14 protein-coding genes are annotated in these 15,088 nt (G+C 65.1%); 10 read left to right on the top strand and 4 right to left on the bottom strand.

Annotated features, from left to right (window positions below):
* Window positions 1-28 precede the first annotated feature (28 nt).
* Entirely contained in the window at window positions 29-1,405 is a 1,377-nt protein-coding gene (locus ACVIIV_RS28805; RefSeq protein WP_456747170.1) for a carbohydrate porin, read from the top strand.
* Here the strand turns inward: ACVIIV_RS28805 and ACVIIV_RS28800 are convergent.
* Window positions 1,402-2,697, bottom strand: a complete 1,296-nt coding sequence (locus ACVIIV_RS28800) for an MFS transporter (protein ID WP_456747169.1) — start codon at window positions 2,695-2,697, stop codon at window positions 1,402-1,404. The genes ACVIIV_RS28805 and ACVIIV_RS28800 overlap by 4 nt on opposite strands.
* Window positions 2,698-2,807: 110 nt before the next feature.
* Complete coding sequence (locus tag ACVIIV_RS28795) at window positions 2,808-4,004, bottom strand: acetyl-CoA C-acyltransferase (RefSeq protein WP_456747168.1); 1,197 nt, start codon at window positions 4,002-4,004, stop codon at window positions 2,808-2,810.
* Window positions 4,005-4,238: 234 nt separating this feature from the next.
* Here ACVIIV_RS28795 and ACVIIV_RS28790 point away from each other — a divergent pair, with 234 nt between their 5' ends.
* Window positions 4,239-4,655: a hypothetical protein gene (locus ACVIIV_RS28790; RefSeq protein ID WP_456747167.1), complete on the top strand. Its 417-nt coding sequence runs from the start codon at window positions 4,239-4,241 to the stop codon at window positions 4,653-4,655.
* On the opposite strand, the gene ACVIIV_RS28785 is transcribed toward ACVIIV_RS28790, so the two are convergent.
* On the bottom strand, window positions 4,639-5,409 hold the full coding sequence (locus ACVIIV_RS28785) for an enoyl-CoA hydratase (RefSeq protein WP_456747166.1): 771 nt from the start codon (window positions 5,407-5,409) through the stop codon (window positions 4,639-4,641). The genes ACVIIV_RS28790 and ACVIIV_RS28785 overlap by 17 nt on opposite strands.
* Window positions 5,410-5,565: 156 nt before the next feature.
* Here ACVIIV_RS28785 and ACVIIV_RS28780 point away from each other — a divergent pair, with 156 nt between their 5' ends.
* Entirely contained in the window at window positions 5,566-6,093 is a 528-nt protein-coding gene (locus ACVIIV_RS28780; protein WP_456747165.1) for a PaaI family thioesterase, read from the top strand.
* A 70-nt stretch (window positions 6,094-6,163) separates the two neighbouring features.
* Window positions 6,164-6,784, top strand: a complete 621-nt coding sequence (locus ACVIIV_RS28775) for a TetR/AcrR family transcriptional regulator (protein ID WP_456747164.1) — start codon at window positions 6,164-6,166, stop codon at window positions 6,782-6,784.
* 127 nt (window positions 6,785-6,911) lie between these two features.
* Here the strand turns inward: ACVIIV_RS28775 and ACVIIV_RS28770 are convergent, their stop codons facing one another.
* Window positions 6,912-7,820, bottom strand: a complete 909-nt coding sequence (locus ACVIIV_RS28770; protein WP_456747163.1) for a LysR family transcriptional regulator — start codon at window positions 7,818-7,820, stop codon at window positions 6,912-6,914.
* Between the two features lie 102 nt (window positions 7,821-7,922).
* Here ACVIIV_RS28770 and ACVIIV_RS28765 point away from each other — a divergent pair, with 102 nt between their 5' ends.
* From ACVIIV_RS28765 to ACVIIV_RS28740, 6 genes are all read left to right on the top strand, one after another.
* The gene (locus ACVIIV_RS28765; RefSeq protein WP_456747162.1) at window positions 7,923-9,419 is read left to right on the top strand and encodes a CoA-acylating methylmalonate-semialdehyde dehydrogenase; all 1,497 of its coding nucleotides are present in this window, start codon (window positions 7,923-7,925) and stop codon (window positions 9,417-9,419) included.
* Window positions 9,420-9,540: 121 nt separating this feature from the next.
* Window positions 9,541-10,686, top strand: coding sequence for an isobutyryl-CoA dehydrogenase (locus ACVIIV_RS28760; protein WP_456747161.1), 1,146 nt, complete (start codon window positions 9,541-9,543; stop codon window positions 10,684-10,686).
* The gene (locus ACVIIV_RS28755; RefSeq protein ID WP_456747160.1) at window positions 10,683-11,750 is read left to right on the top strand and encodes an enoyl-CoA hydratase/isomerase family protein; all 1,068 of its coding nucleotides are present in this window, start codon (window positions 10,683-10,685) and stop codon (window positions 11,748-11,750) included. The genes ACVIIV_RS28760 and ACVIIV_RS28755 overlap by 4 nt, the downstream gene beginning before the upstream one ends.
* Window positions 11,751-11,775: 25 nt before the next feature.
* A complete protein-coding gene (gene mmsB / locus ACVIIV_RS28750) occupies window positions 11,776-12,663 on the top strand; it encodes a 3-hydroxyisobutyrate dehydrogenase (RefSeq protein ID WP_456747159.1) in 888 nt (295 codons plus the stop codon).
* Between the two features lie 128 nt (window positions 12,664-12,791).
* On the top strand, window positions 12,792-14,510 hold the full coding sequence (locus tag ACVIIV_RS28745) for an AMP-binding protein (RefSeq protein ID WP_456747158.1): 1,719 nt from the start codon (window positions 12,792-12,794) through the stop codon (window positions 14,508-14,510).
* Window positions 14,511-14,990 carry a MaoC family dehydratase gene (locus ACVIIV_RS28740; RefSeq protein WP_456747157.1) on the top strand — a complete coding sequence of 160 codons (480 nt, stop codon included), beginning with the start codon at window positions 14,511-14,513 and terminating at the stop codon, window positions 14,988-14,990.
* The last annotated feature ends 98 nt before the right edge of the window (window positions 14,991-15,088 follow it).

The following is a 15,088-nucleotide window of genomic DNA, read 5'->3' as shown; positions in this document are numbered from 1 at the left end:
CGTGAGTTGGCGTGCCCAGAGATCTCCGTTGCGACGCGCGGCCACGATTGCGCTGGCGTGCACGGCCGGGAGCACCAACGGGTTTGCGGGCGCCAAGGACGAGAACGCGGCCGGATGGCTGTTCCCAAGATGGTTCAACGAGTGGCATGACGGCCTCGCCAACAAGGGCCTGAATTTCGGTGCGATCTATATCGCGGACAATATCGCCAACACTTCCGGCGGCGTGAAGCGCGGCGCCATCCATTTCGGCCGGCTCGATCTGTCGGTTGATGCCGATCTCGACAAGCTGGTCGGCTGGACCGGCGGCCGCTTCTACGCCAATGCCCTCGTGATCTACGGCCGCGGGCTCTCCCGCAACCATGTCATGAACCTCGCCACCATCAGCGAGATCGAGGCGCTGCCCGACCAGCGGCTCTACAATGCCTATTTCGAGCAGAGTTTCTTCAATGATCGGCTGAACATCAGGGCCGGCCAGCAAGCCGCCGATGTCGAGTTCTTCGACAGCCAGACCGACGACCTCTTCGTCAACGGCACCTTTGGCTGGCCGGCGATCAAGGCCTCCAACCTCCCGGCCGGCGGCCCGGCACCGCCGATCGCGGTGCCCGGTATTCGCATCAAGGCTGCGCTATCAGACAGGATCACCGCCTATGGCGCGGTGTTCAACGGCGATCCGTCAGGGCCTGGCGATATCGATCCGCAATTGCGCGACCATCATGGTCTGGCCTTCCGCGTCAACGATCCGCCCTGGGTGATCGGGCAGGTCCGCTTCAACTACCACATCGGTGTCGGCGGCCGTCCGCTCGCCGGCAGCTTCACGCCGGGCGCGTGGAAGCACTATGGCTCGTTCGACAGCCAGCGCTTCACGGCAGAGGGGCAATCGATTGCCGATCCGTCCGGGAGCGGCATCCCCGCAAAGCTTCGCGGCAATTACGGCATCTTCGCCGTGATCGAGCAGGTGCTCTATCGCCCGCCGGAGCTCAGGGGGAACAGCACCTCGGCCTCGCTCCCTGGCATCATCGCCTTTGGCCGCATCGCCTACAGCCCGCCGGATCGCAATCTGATCGATCTGTACATGGACGGCGGCATCAGCTTCGTCGGCTTCACGCCGGGCCGGCCGCTCGACCGCTTCGGCGTGGCGATGGCCTATATGCGGATATCGAACACCGCGCGCAATCTCGATATCGACACCCAGGCTTTCACCGGCATCCAGAGTCCGGTGCGCAGCAACGAGGCCCTGATCGAGATGATCTACGAGGCGCACGTCAAGCCGGGCTGGCTGGTCGCGCCGTACGTCCAATACGTGCTCCGCCCCTCCGGCGGCATCCCGAACCCGAATGATCCGACCGGCGTCTCGCGGATTGGTGACGCCGCGGTGTTCGGCGTCACCACCACGATCAGGTACTAGGCCATTGCCGGCTTCGGCTCGGTCTTCGGCTGCCGTGACAGCGCCAGCACGATCAGGGCCGCGAACACGCAGAGCGCGCCGGCGATGAAGAAGGCGGGGAGATAGCTTTGGTAGACCGTTCGCGAGAAACCGGCGCCGAACGCGGCCGTGCCGGCGCCGAGCTGATGGCCGGCGAAGATCCAGCCGAACACCAGATTGGCGCGCTCGGGCCCGAATTTCTGTGCGGTGAGCCGCACCGTCGGCGGCACTGTCGCGATCCAGTCGAGCCCGTAGAACATCGCGAAGACCGAGAGGCCGTAAAACGAGAAATCGCTGAACGGCAGGAAGATCAGCGACAGCCCGCGCAGGCCGTAGTACCAGAACAAGAGCCAGCGGTTGTCGTAGCGGTCCGACAGCCAGCCCGACATGATCGTGCCGAAGAAGTCGAAGATGCCCATAGCCGCCAGCAGGCTCGCCGCCTGCACCTGCGGAATGCCGAAGTCGAGGCACATCGGAATCAAGTGCACCTGGACGAGGCCATTGGTCGAAGCGCCGCAGACAAAGAAGGTCGCAAACAGGATCCAGAACGCGGTCGACTTCGAGGCATCGCGCAGCGCGCCGAGTGCCACCGCCGTGATCGAGCCGTGGCTCACCGGCGGTGCGAGCAGGGGCGCGGAGCCCTCATCGCCGAACGGCCGCAGGCCGACATCGCTGGGCCGGTCACGCATCGCGAGCAGCACGGCCAGTGCGGAAACGCCGAGCATGACGCAGACGAAGCCGAGCGCGAGCCGCCAGCCGAACCGTTCGGTCAGGCTTGCCAGCAGCGGCAGGAACACGAGCTGGCCGGTGGCGACGCTCGCGGTCATGATGCCGACGACGAGGCCGCGTCTTGCTGCGAACCAGCGCGTGGCAATGGTCGCGCCGAGCACCAGCGCGGTCATGCCGGTGCCGATCCCGATCACGACGCCCCACAGCGCGATGAGCTGCCAGACCTCGGTCATGCCGAGCGAGAGCACGAGTGCCGAGACCACGATCAGCTGGGCGGCCAGCGTGACGTTGCGCAGGCCATAACGGTTGAGCAGGGCGGCCGCGAACGGCGCCATCAGCCCGAACAGGATGAAGCGGATCGACAGCGCGGAGGAAATCTCCGCCGTGCTCCAGCCGAACTCCTTTTGCAGGGGAACGATGAACACGCCGGGCGCGCCGACCGTGCCGGCACTGATCAGCGCGGCGAGGAAGGTCACGCCGACCATCACCCAGCCATAGTGGATGTTGCGGCGGGACAGTGCTGCCGCGAGCCAGTTCGAGATCATTGGGCCTCAACGTTGATCACAGGCTCTTGGGCGGCCTGCGCGAGGTTGCAGAATGGCACGGGATGCGTCTGTCTCAAATGACAGAGTTCCCTCGTTTTCGGACTTTCGTGTCAGTGGGCGAGGCGCTCCACTGCAATGGCCGTGGCTTCGCCGCCGCCGATGCAGAGCGCCGCGATGCCGCGCCTGAGGTTCTGCGCCTCCAGTGCATGCAGCAGCGTCACCATCAGCCGCGCGCCGGTGGCGCCGATGGGATGACCGAGCGCGCAGGCGCCGCCGTTGACGTTGAGCTTGTCGCGGGGAATGCCGAGGTCACGCTGCGCCGCCATTGCCACCACGGCAAAGGCCTCGTTGATCTCGAACAGGTCGACATCGGAGGCGGCCCAGCCGACCTTGTCCAGCAGCTTGCGGATGGCCGGGATCGGCGCCGTCGTGAACCATTGCGGCTCCTGGCTGTGGGTGGCATGGCCCTTGATCTCGGCAAGAACAGGCAGACCGTTGCGGTCGGCCAGCGAGCGCTTGGTCAGCACCAGCGCGGCAGCGCCGTCGGCATTGGCGGAGGAGGCTGCCGGCGTAATCGTGCCGTTGGCACGGAATGCCGGCCTCAATCCGGGGATCTTGGCGGGATCGACCTTCAGCGGATGCTCGTCATTGGCGATCACGCGCGATCCGGCCTTTTCGGTCAGCGTGATCGGCGCGATCTCGGCCTTGAACGCGCCGCCCTCGACGGCCTTGCGGGCGCGGCTGAGCGTCTCCATCGCATACGCGTCCTGATCCTTGCGGGTGAATTGATAGGCTTCCGCCGTCGCCTCGCCGAAATCGCCCATGGAGCGGCCGGTCTCGTAGGCGTCCTCCAGGCCATCCATCATCATGTGGTCGATGATGCGGTCGTGGCCGACGCGATAGCCGCCGCGCGCCTTGGCGAGCAGATAGGGCGCGTTGCTCATGCTCTCCATGCCGCCGGAAACGACGATCTCTGCCGAGCCGGCGCGGATGATGTCGTGCGCCAGCATGGTCGCCTTCATTCCGGAGCCGCAGACCTTGTTGACCGTGGTCGCGCCGGTGGCATCGGGTAGCCCGGCACTTCGCGCCGCCTGCCGCGCCGGCGCCTGGCCTTGTCCGGCCGGCAGCACGCAGCCCATGAAGACCTCGTCGACCTTCTCGGGCGCGAGCTTGGCGCGCTCCAGCGCCGCACCGATCACGTGCGAGCCAAGCTTATGGGAGGGGAGCGGCGACAATTCGCCCATGAAGCGGCCGAGCGGGGTGCGTGCGGCAGAGACGATGACGACGGGATCGGCGGCTTCGGCCATGATGGGACTCCCTGGCGATGACGTGTAAGATTATGATCATCATATGATGCGGCGCAAAAAATGCAACCGCGGCAGGGATGAGAAAATGTCGTGGTTCGGATGAGATTTGGTCGTTCGATTGGGGAGGAGGTGGGCTCCGGCCGTGGGCGCGATGGTCGCCGCAAGACTCTGATTCGGTGTTGCTGGAAGGTATGGAGCCGATCTAAGGTCACTGTTGGTTGAAGGGGACACTGCATGACCGCAAGGATTTCAACCGTGCTGTCCGGCACGCTGGTTGCGACTGCACTGATCCTGACGTTCATCGCGAAGCCTGCCATTGCCTGTTCGCTCGTCAACGTGGAGGGGTCTACCGCAGAGGCCGTCAAGATGGCGAACTACTACTGGGCCGCGTCAGGTCTGCTGGGCGCGGCCCTTGTGATGGTCGCGTTGTACCGCAGGCGATGGAAATTGAACCTCGCGGTCGTGATCGCGCTGCTGGCCTTTCATCCGGCGCGAACAGTCAGGCCGTTCCACGCGCCCGACTGCTCATTTGACAACGTGGTTGCCTCGCAAGCCGTGTTGTGGCTTCTCGGTTTGATGTTCGCATACCAGCTATTTCGCACATGGCGAGACAAGCAAGGCGGAGTCAGCGCTCCTACCGCTTCCGGTTGACAAACGTCTGCATCAGCCGCGTCGGCTCATCCGTCAGGAACGACTCGCCGAATACCTTGACGCTTAGGTTCACCGACTCCGTCAGGGGCAATTCCTCCCATTGCCGCAGCAGCGCCTTCTGCGAGCGCAGCGCCTCGGGACCGCATGCGAGCAATGCCTTCACGACACGCTCGACCTCGGCATCCAGGTCGCCGGGCGCGGCGACTTTGTCGACCAGGCCCCACGCCAGCGCCGTCGGAGCGTCGATGTTCTCCGCCGTCATCACCAGCCACCGCGCGCGGGCCCAGCCGATCAGGCGGGGCAGGAGGGCTGCGTGAATCACCGAGGGAATGCCGACGCGCACCTCGGGCATGCCGAAATGGGCATCATGCGCGGCGATGCGGAAGTCGCAGGCCGCGGCGACTTCGAGCCCGCCGCCGAGGCACCAGCCCGGCATGCGTGCGATGACGGGGGCCGGGAAGGCGCGTACCGCTTCACAGAGATCGCGCAGGCGGCTGATGAAGGCTTCGGCGGATGTCTGGTCGAGCCCGGCCATCTCCTTGATGTCGGCACCCCCGATCAGGCTCTTCTCGCTCTCGCCGCGCAGCACAACGACGCGGATGCTGCGGTCGGAGCTGAGCTGCCGGAGGCCTTCGCGCACGGCGTCGGTCACGGGCGAGCCGAGAATGTTGAGGGGGCCGGCGTTGCAGATTGCGACATGAACGACGCCACGCGTATCGCGCGTCACGCCGCAGTGGTGGTTGAGCATTTCCATCGTGGGATCTCGAAAGGCTTTCGTGGACGCGCAAGGTACGCTGGTCGGGATCACTTCCGAGCCGAAACGACCGGTTTGTCAAGCGGGCAGGAGGGGCGGAGTTGTCAACGCGAAATCCGTGGCATAGTATGACGTAGATCATATAAAGGGGTGACCATGGCCGACATCGATCAACTCGACCTGTTTTCGCCGGCGCAGCGACGTGAGCGCGTGGTGGACTGGCAGGTGCCTGCGCCGGTCGCGAGAGCGGCCATGGCGTTGTCGGGCATGGACGCCATGCTTGGCATTCGCGACGGTCGTCTGCCGCCGCCGCCCTTCGCCAAGCTGATCGGCTTCACCATGGCCGTGGTCGAGCCGGGCCGGATTGTCATGGAACTGGAGCCGCGCGAGGATCTCGAAAATACCATCGGTCTTCTCCATGGCGCCACCGCGGCGGCGCTGCTGGATACGGCCATGGGATGTGCGATCTCGACCCGGCTCGAGGCCGGACAGAGCTCGGTGACCCTCGATCTGAAGCTGGCCTACTTGCGCCCGCTGTCGGATCGCTCGGGACTGATCTCGGCCGAGGGCAAGATCATCAAGTTGGGGCGCCAGACCAGCTACACCGAAGGCTTCGTCCGCGACGGCAAAGGCGCGCTCGCGGTCCATGCAACTGCAACCTTTTCCATGATCGGCAACAACTAAACATGAATTAATGCACCGTTCGGGCCACTTTCGTGTTATGAGATGATCTCCGACATCCAATGAGATCCGCATGCGCTATTCCCGAGAACACAAGCAGGAAACCCACGATCGGATCGTGAAGAAGGCTTCCGTGCGGCTGCGCGAAAAGGGCGCTCATGGCATCGGCGTCGCCGACCTCATGAAGGAGGCGGGCCTGACCCATGGCGGCTTCTACGCGCATTTCGATTCCCGCGAGGCGCTGGTGATCGAGGCCTTTGGCTATGCCATGGACCGCTCGATGGAGCACTGGCGCAAGCTCACCGGCGCGGCCGTTCCTGAAAAGCGGCTGGCGCTGATCGCGGAGAGCTATCTCTCGACGCTGCATCGCGACAATCCCGGCCATGGCTGCTCGATTCCCGCGCTCGGCGCCGAGATCGCCCGCGAGAGCCCAAAGACGCGCAAGGCCTTTGCCGGCAAGCTCGACCAGATGATCGAGACCCTGACCGACACCATCCCCAACCTGCCGCGCAAGGTCGCGCGCAAGCAGGCGATAGCGACCCTCGCCACGATGGCCGGCACCATGCTGCTGGCGCGCATCGCAGGCTCGAGCGAGCTGTCCGACGAGGTGCTGAAGGTGGGCCGGGACAGCGCGCTCGATGGTGCAAAGCGTGAGCCGAAGGTCACGGCAGCAAAGAAGGCGAAGCAGAGTTAGGTGCGAGGGTGGCAAAGGCGCCTTTGCGCCGTGCCGACCATCTCTCTGCGCACGCGACGGCATGGTGGGCACGCCAGGAGCCGCGCCTTGCGCGCCTCGTTGCTTTGCCCCCCTACGAGAGTGGTGTTCACCGCCCCGCAAACAACGCGCGCTCGCGCTCGACGATCTCGGAGATGTAATCCGCCACCGCCCGGATCCGCGCGAGGTCCTTGCTGTCGGCGTGCATCAGCATCCAGAAGGTGCGGGTGATCGAGATCTCCTCCGGCAGCACCGGCACCAGCTGCGGATAGTCGCTGGCCATGAAATGCGGCAGCACCGCGATGCCGAAGCCCGAGAGCGTGGCGTTGAGCTGCGCGATCAGGTTGGCGCTGCGGAAGCGCGCGGAGATCCGCGGCGACACCTGCGGCAGATAGTCGAGCTCCGGCGTGAACAAGAGCTCCTCGATGTAGCCGACGAAGCGGTGCTGCGTCAGGTCCTGCCGCGAAGTGATCTCAGGGAAACGATCGAGATAGACAGGTGCGGCATAGAGCCCGAGCCGGTAGTCGAGCAGCTTGCGGCCGACGATGCGACCCTCCTTCGGCATGGTCAGGCTGATGGCGATGTCGGCCTCGCGCTTGGAGAGGCTGAACAGCCGCGCGGTAGCCACAAGTTGCAGATCGAGATCGGGGTACCGGTCCGCGAACGGCGCCAGCCGTGGCGCCAGGAAGGCGGTGCCGAATCCGTCAGGCGCACCGATCCGCACTGTGCCGGTCAGCCGCGCCACGGAGCCGCCGACCTGCTCCTGATTGGCGACGATGGTTGATTCCATGGCCTCGGCGCTGTCGGCGACGCGCTGTCCGGCCTCGGTGAGCAGGTAGCCGGTCTTGCGCCGGTCAAACAGCTTGGCCGACAGGTGCTTCTCCAGCCGGTCGACCCGGCGGATCACCGTGGCATGGTCGACCCCGAGCTGTTTTGCCGCAGCCGACACCGAGCCGCCCCGCACGATGGCCAGCACGAAGCGAAAGTCGTCCCAGTCGATAGCGCCTTGATCCAGCATTTTCGCACATCTATGGTGCATTATCTCAGACTTGAATCCTATAAAATGCAGGTCAATAGGATTTGTCAAAGCGACCACGCTCGGCCTGAAGGAGATCATTCCATGCGTTCAATCGGACATTTCATCGGTGGCAAGGAGGTCAAGGGCACCTCGGGCCGCACCGCCGACGTTTTCGAGCCGATGACCGGAGACGTCCAGGCCAAGGTGGCGCTGGCGTCCAAGGCCGAGGTCCGCGCCGCCGTCGAGAATGCGCGCGCAGCACAGCCCGAATGGGCCGCGACCAATCCGCAGCGCCGCGCCCGCGTCATGATGAGATTCGTGGAGCTGGTTCAGCGTGACTACGACAAGCTCGCCGAGCTGCTCGCCCGCGAGCACGGCAAGACCGTGCCGGACGCCAAGGGCGACATCCAGCGCGGCCTTGAGGTCGCGGAGTTCGCCTGCGGCATCCCGCATCTGATGAAGGGCGAATACACCGAAGGCGCCGGCCCCGGCATCGATATCTATTCGATGCGCCAGCCGCTCGGCGTCGTCGCCGGCATCACGCCGTTCAATTTCCCGGCGATGATCCCGATGTGGAAGTTCGCGCCCGCCATCGCCTGCGGCAACGCCTTCATCCTCAAGCCCTCCGAGCGCGATCCCGGCGTGCCGATGCTGCTCGCCGAGCTCATGATCGAGGCGGGCCTGCCGGCCGGCATCCTCAACGTCGTCAACGGCGACAAGGAAGCGGTCGACGCCATCCTCGATGACCCCGATATCAAGGCCATCGGCTTCGTCGGCTCCACGCCGATCGCGCAGTACATTTACGAGCGCGCGGCGCAAACCGGCAAGCGCTGCCAGTGCTTCGGCGGCGCCAAGAACCACGCCATCGTGATGCCCGATGCCGACATGGACCAGGCCGTGGACGCGCTGATCGGTGCCGGCTACGGCTCGGCCGGCGAGCGCTGCATGGCCGTCTCCGTCGCGGTGCCCGTCGGCAAGTCCACCGCCGACCGCCTGATGGAAAAGCTGATCCCGCGCGTCGAGAGCCTCAAGATTGGCACCTCGATCGATCCGTCGGCCGATTACGGTCCTCTGGTGACGCGCGAGGCGGTCGAGAAGGTCAAGAGCTACATCGACATCGGCATCAAGGAAGGCGCGACGCTGGCGGTCGACGGCCGCGGCTTCAAGATGCAGGGCTACGAGAACGGCTTCTATCTCGGCGGTTCGCTGTTCGACAACGTCACCAAGGACATGCGAATCTACAAGGAAGAGATCTTTGGCCCGGTGCTCTCGGTCGTGCGCGCGCACGACTACAAGGAAGCGCTGGCGCTGCCCTCGGATCACGACTACGGCAACGGCGTTGCCATCTTCACCCGCGACGGCGACGCCGCGCGCGACTTCGCGGCCAAGGTCAATGTCGGCATGGTCGGCATCAACGTGCCGATCCCGGTGCCGATCGCCTATTACACCTTCGGCGGCTGGAAGAAGTCGGGTTTTGGCGATCTCAACCAGCACGGTCCGGATTCGGTCCGCTTCTACACCAAGACCAAGACGGTGACCTCGCGCTGGCCGTCCGGCGTCAAGGAAGGCGCGGAGTTCTCGATCCCGCTGATGAAGTAAGGCTGTAGCCCAGCCCGTCATTGCGAGCGCAGCGAAGCAATCCAGAATCTTTCCGCGGAGGCAGCCTGGATTGTTTCGTCGCTTCGCTCCTCGCAATGACGAGGAAGGTGAGGAGCCCAGCATGCAGTTCGCTCTGAACGAGGATCAGGTCGCGGTTCGCGACATGGCGCTGGCGTTTGCGGCGGAGAAGATCGCGCCGCACGCGCTGCGCTGGGACGAGGAGAAGCATTTCCCCGTCGACGTGATGCGCGAGGCGGCAATGCTCGGCATGGGCGGCATCTACATCCGCGAGGATGTCGGCGGCTCCGCCATGACGCGGTTCGACGCGGCGCTGATCTTCGAGGCGCTGGCGACGGGCTGTCCGACCACCTCGGCCTTCATCTCCATCCACAACATGGCGAGCTGGATGATTGATGCCTTCGGCAGCGACACCCAGCGCCACACCTGGCTGCCAAAACTGTGCACCATGGAGTTGATCGCGAGCTACTGCCTGACCGAACCGGGCGCCGGCTCCGACGCGGCAGCACTGCGCACCCGCGCGGTGCGCGATGGCGATCACTACGTGCTCAACGGCCAGAAGCAGTTCATCTCCGGCGCTGGCGGCACCGATCTCCTGGTCGCGATGGTCCGGACCGGTGGCGACGGGCCCGGCGGCATCTCGACCCTCGTCATCGACGGCAAGACGCCGGGCGTCTCCTTCGGCGCCAACGAGCGCAAGATGGGCTGGAACGCGCAGCCGACCCGCGCGGTGATGTTCGAGAATGCCCGCGTGCCTGTGGCCAATCGCCTGAGCGAGGAGGGCACAGGCTTCAAGATCGCGATGGCAGGCCTCGACGGCGGCCGCCTCAACATCACGGCCTGCTCGCTGGGTGGTGCGCAGACCGCGCTCGACAAGGCGCGCGCCTACATGAAGGAGCGCAAGGCGTTCGGAAAGCGGCTCGACGAATTTCAGGCGCTGCAATTCCGCCTTGCCGACATGGCGATCGAGCTGGAGGCCGCGCGCACGTTCCTGTGGCGCGCTGCCGCCGCGCTCGATCGCAAGGACCCCGACGCCACCATGCTTTGTGCCATGGCAAAACGCTTCGGCACCGATGTTGGCTTCGAGGTCGCCAACCATGCACTTCAGCTTCACGGCGGCTACGGCTACCTCAGCGAATACGGCATCGAGAAGATCGTGCGCGATTTGCGCGTGCACCAGATCCTCGAAGGCACCAATGAAATCATGCGGCTCATCGTGGCGCGCAAACTGATCGAGGGCGCGCGATGACGGCAGTGGAAGAGGGCGATCTCGTCGCCCGCGTCGAGGGCGCCGCCGGCATCATCAGGCTCAACCGCCCCAAGGCGATCAACGCCGTCACGCTGGAGATGTTTCGCGACGTCGAGAAGGCGCTCGATCGTTTCGAGGCCGATGCCGACGTCAGCGTGATCCTGCTCGAAGGCGCCGGCGAGCGTGGCCTGTGCGCCGGCGGCGACATCCGCACGCTCTGGGAGAGCTCGAAGGTCAATGGCGACCTCGGCAAGATCCTGTGGCGGGAGGAGTACATCCTGAACGCCCGGATCAAGAAGTTTCCGAAGCCGTATGTCGCCTTCATGGACGGCATCGTGATGGGCGGCGGCGTTGGCCTTTCCGCGCATGCGAGCCATCGTGTCGTTACGGATCGCACGAAGCTGGCGATGCCCGAGGTCGGGCTTGGATTCTTCCCCGACGTTGGTGGCACCTACCTATTGTCGCGCTCGCCGGGCGAGATCGGCACCTATTTCGGGCTGACCGGCCAGACCATGAACGGACCGGACGCGATCCACGCCAAGTTCGCCGATTGGGTCGTGCCGGCGGTGAAGTTGCCGGAACTGCGCGATGCCCTGACGAAGTTGCGCTCCGGTGCGACTGCCGCCGATGTCAGCAAGCTCATTGGCGGCTTTGCGACCGGCGAGGCGGCGGGGCCGGTGGCTGCGAAGGAGCCGATCATCGATGCGCTGTTCGGCTTCGATCGCATGGAGGACATCGTCGCGGCACTAAAGCGTGACGGCTCAGAATTCGCGCAGGCCACGCTGAAGACGCTCAACGAAAAATCGCCGCGTGGCATGGTGGTCACGCTAAAACTGCTACGCCTTGCGCGCACCGCGTCGAGCCTCGAAGAGTGTCTGGTGCGAGAATACCGCGCGGCGCTGGAGGTCTTCCGCAGCGACGATTTCCGCGAGGGTGTGCGCGCCGCCGTGATCGACAAGGACCGCAACCCGACCTGGTCGCCGCCGCGGATCGAGGATGTGACGCCGGAGATGCTTGCGCCGTATCTCGCCGAGATCGGTGCCGACGAACTCAAATTCAACTAACAACGCTCACGCGGAGGAAACGACAATGGCCACGATCGCATTCATCGGTCTCGGCAACATGGGCGGCCCGATGGCCGCTAACCTGGTCAAGGCCGGCCACAAGGTGGTGGCGTTCGATCTCGTCGAGGCCTCCCGCAATCAAGCCAAGGCCGATGGCGCCAGCATCGCCGACAGCGCCGCGGGCGCGGTGAAGGGCGCCGATGTCGTCGTCACCATGCTGCCGGCGGGCAAGCACGTGCTCGGCGTCTGGAACGATGTCGTGCCCGCCATGGCCAAGGGCACGCTGATCATCGATAGCTCCACCATCGACGTCGAGAGCGCGCGGCAGGCGCATGCGCTCGCCGCCGAGAATGGCGTACTCTCGGTCGACGCGCCAGTCTCCGGCGGCACCGGCGGCGCCAAGGGGGCGACGCTCACCTTCATGTGCGGCGGTGACGACAAGGCATTTGCGGCGGCAAAGCCCGTGCTCGAAAACATGGGCAAGAAGATCGTGCATTGCGGCGGCGCCGGCGCGGGCCAGGCCGCAAAAATCTGCAACAACATGATCCTCGGCATCTCCATGATCGCCGTCAGCGAGGCCTTCGCGCTCGGCGAGAAGCTCGGTCTTTCGCATCAGGCGCTGTTCGACGTCGCTTCGACCTCGTCAGGCCAGTGCTGGTCGCTGACGACCTATTGCCCGGTGCCGGGCCCGGTGCCTACCTCGCCGGCCAACAACGATTATAAGCCGGGCTTTGCCTCGGCGCTGATGGTGAAGGACCTGACCCTGGCGCAGGACGCCGCGAAAGCCGCGGGCGCGGCGACGCCGCTCGGCAAGCATGCGCAGGAGATCTATCAGGCTTTCGACGCAGCCGGTCAGGGCGGGGTGGATTTTTCCGGAATTATCAAGCACGTTCGCAGCCTCGCTGGAGAATAGCGGGGCTTCGTAGCCCGGATGGAGCGAAGCGAAATCCGGGACAGCGCCTTCCATTGTGGTGACGGCCCCCGGCTTGCGCTTCGTTCCATCCGGGCTACGTTCGAAGCTCAATTCGACGGGCCCGGATCATGACGACATTTCAGGAAGCGCGCGCGTTCCTTCTGCAACACCGCACGGACTACGAGACAGCGGTCAAAGGTTTCCGCTGGCCCGATCAGGCTCCGTTCAACTGGGCGCTCGACTGGTTCGACGCCGAACTGGCGGCGAATGCGGAGAGTAGGGATCGGCCTGCGCTCTGGATCGTCGATGCCGCGCAGGACAAGCAGACAAAGCTCTCCTTCGCGGCGCTCTCGAAACGCTCCAACCAGGTCGCCAACTTCCTCCGCGCGCAGGGTTTGAGGCGCGGCGATCATCTTCTGCTGCTGCTCGGCAATGTAGTACCGCTGTGGGAGACGATGCTCGCCGCGATGAAGCTCGGCGTCGTCGTCATTCCCGCCACCACGCTGCTCACCGCCGACGAACTGCGTGACCGCCTCGATCGCGGCAAGGCGAGGGCGGTGATCGCGGCGCAGGATCAGGTCGCAAAGTTCGCGAGCTTAGGTGCCGAGAGTGTCGTCCGCATCGTGGTCGGCCCTGCATCCGATGGCTGGCTTGCGTATGACGAGGCGGCCAAGGCTTCCGACAGCTTCACGCCGGACGGGCCGACCAATGCGGACGATCCGATGCTGCTCTACTTCACCTCGGGCACCACGGCAAAACCAAAGCTGGTGCGGCACAGCCAGCGCAGCTATCCGGTCGGCCATCTCTCCACGATGTACTGGATCGGGCTGAAGCCCGGCGACATTCACCTCAACATCTCGTCGCCCGGCTGGGCCAAGCACGCCTGGAGCTGTTTTTTCGCGCCGTGGAATGCGGGCGCCACCGTGTTCGTGGTCAACCAGCCACGCTTCGACGCCAAAGCGCTGCTCGCCACCATCGGCCGCTGCGGCGTCACCACGCTCTGCGCGCCGCCGACGGTGTGGCGGCTGTTCATCCAGGAGAACCTCGCCTCGTTCAAGGTGGCCTTGCGCGAGGTCTGCGGCGCCGGCGAGCCGCTCAACCCTGAAGTAATCGACCAGGTGCAGGCCGCCTGGGGACTCACCATCCGCGACGGCTACGGCCAGACCGAGACCACCGCGCTGGCCGGCAACTCGCCGGGCCAGAAGATCAAGATCGGCTCGATGGGCCGGCCATTGCCGGGCTATCGCGTGCAGATCAGCGATGCCGACGGCAATCCGGCGAAGGAAGGCGAGGTGACGCTGGTGCTGGGCGATGACCGCCCCGCGGGCCTGATGCAGGGCTATCAGGGCGACGATGGCAAATTGTCCGGCGCCGAAGGTGCGCTGTATCGCAGCGGCGATGTCGTGTTTGCGGATGAGGACGGCTATCTCACCTTCGTCGGCCGGTCCGACGACGTGTTCAAATCCTCCGACTATCGCATCAGCCCGTTCGAGCTGGAGAGCGTGCTGCTCGAGCACGAGCTGGTCGCGGAAGCCGCTGTGGTGCCGAGCCCGGATCCGATCCGGCTCGCGATTCCCAAGGCCTTCGTGCTGCTGACCTCGGGCGCCGAGCGCACGCCGGAGACGGCGCTATCCATTTTCAAGCACCTGCACACGCGCCTGGCGCCGTTCAAGCGCATCCGCCGCCTCGAAATCGTCACCGAGCTGCCGAAGACGATCTCTGGCAAAATCCGCCGCGTGCAGCTACGACGGCTCGAGCGCGACGACGATCGCAATGATCCGCTGCGCGGCCGGGAATTCCGTGAGGAGGATTTTCCGGAGCTGCCGAAAACACGGAGTGAGACCTAAGTGAACGAAGTCTGGAAGAAGCCGCCGATCATGCTCGAGGCCTATCAGGCCATGGTCGGCAAGGAGATCGGCGTATCGTCGTGGCACCTGATCGATCAGCCCCGCATCGGCACCTATGCCGATGTGATCGAGGATCACCAGTTCATCCATGTCGATCCGGAACGCGCGAAGAAGGAAACCGCTTTCGGCACCACCATCGCGCACGGCTTTCTCACCATGTCGTTGCTGTCGATCATGTCCTACGAGGTGATGCCCGTCATCGCGGGGACCACGATGGGCGTGAACTACGGCTTCGACAAGCTGCGCTTCATTTCCCCGGTGCGCTCGGGCAAGCGCGTCCGCGGCCGTTTCGTGCTGGCCGAGGCCAAGCTGCGCAAGGCAGGCGAATTGCAGTCCCGCACCAATGTCACCGTGGAGATCGAGGGCGAGGACAAGCCCGCGCTGGTCGCCGACTGGCTCGGCCTGATCTATTTCGCGTAGGCCCGTGCCGTCGTTGCCGGGCTTGACCCGGCAACCCATCGCTGCTCAAAAAGAGCAACCCAGAGCGGGGTTTCACCCTCTCCCCTTGTGGGAGAGGG

The organism is Bradyrhizobium sp. USDA 4354, assembly GCF_054060315.1.
This window is presented reverse-complemented; position numbering and strand designations above follow the sequence as displayed.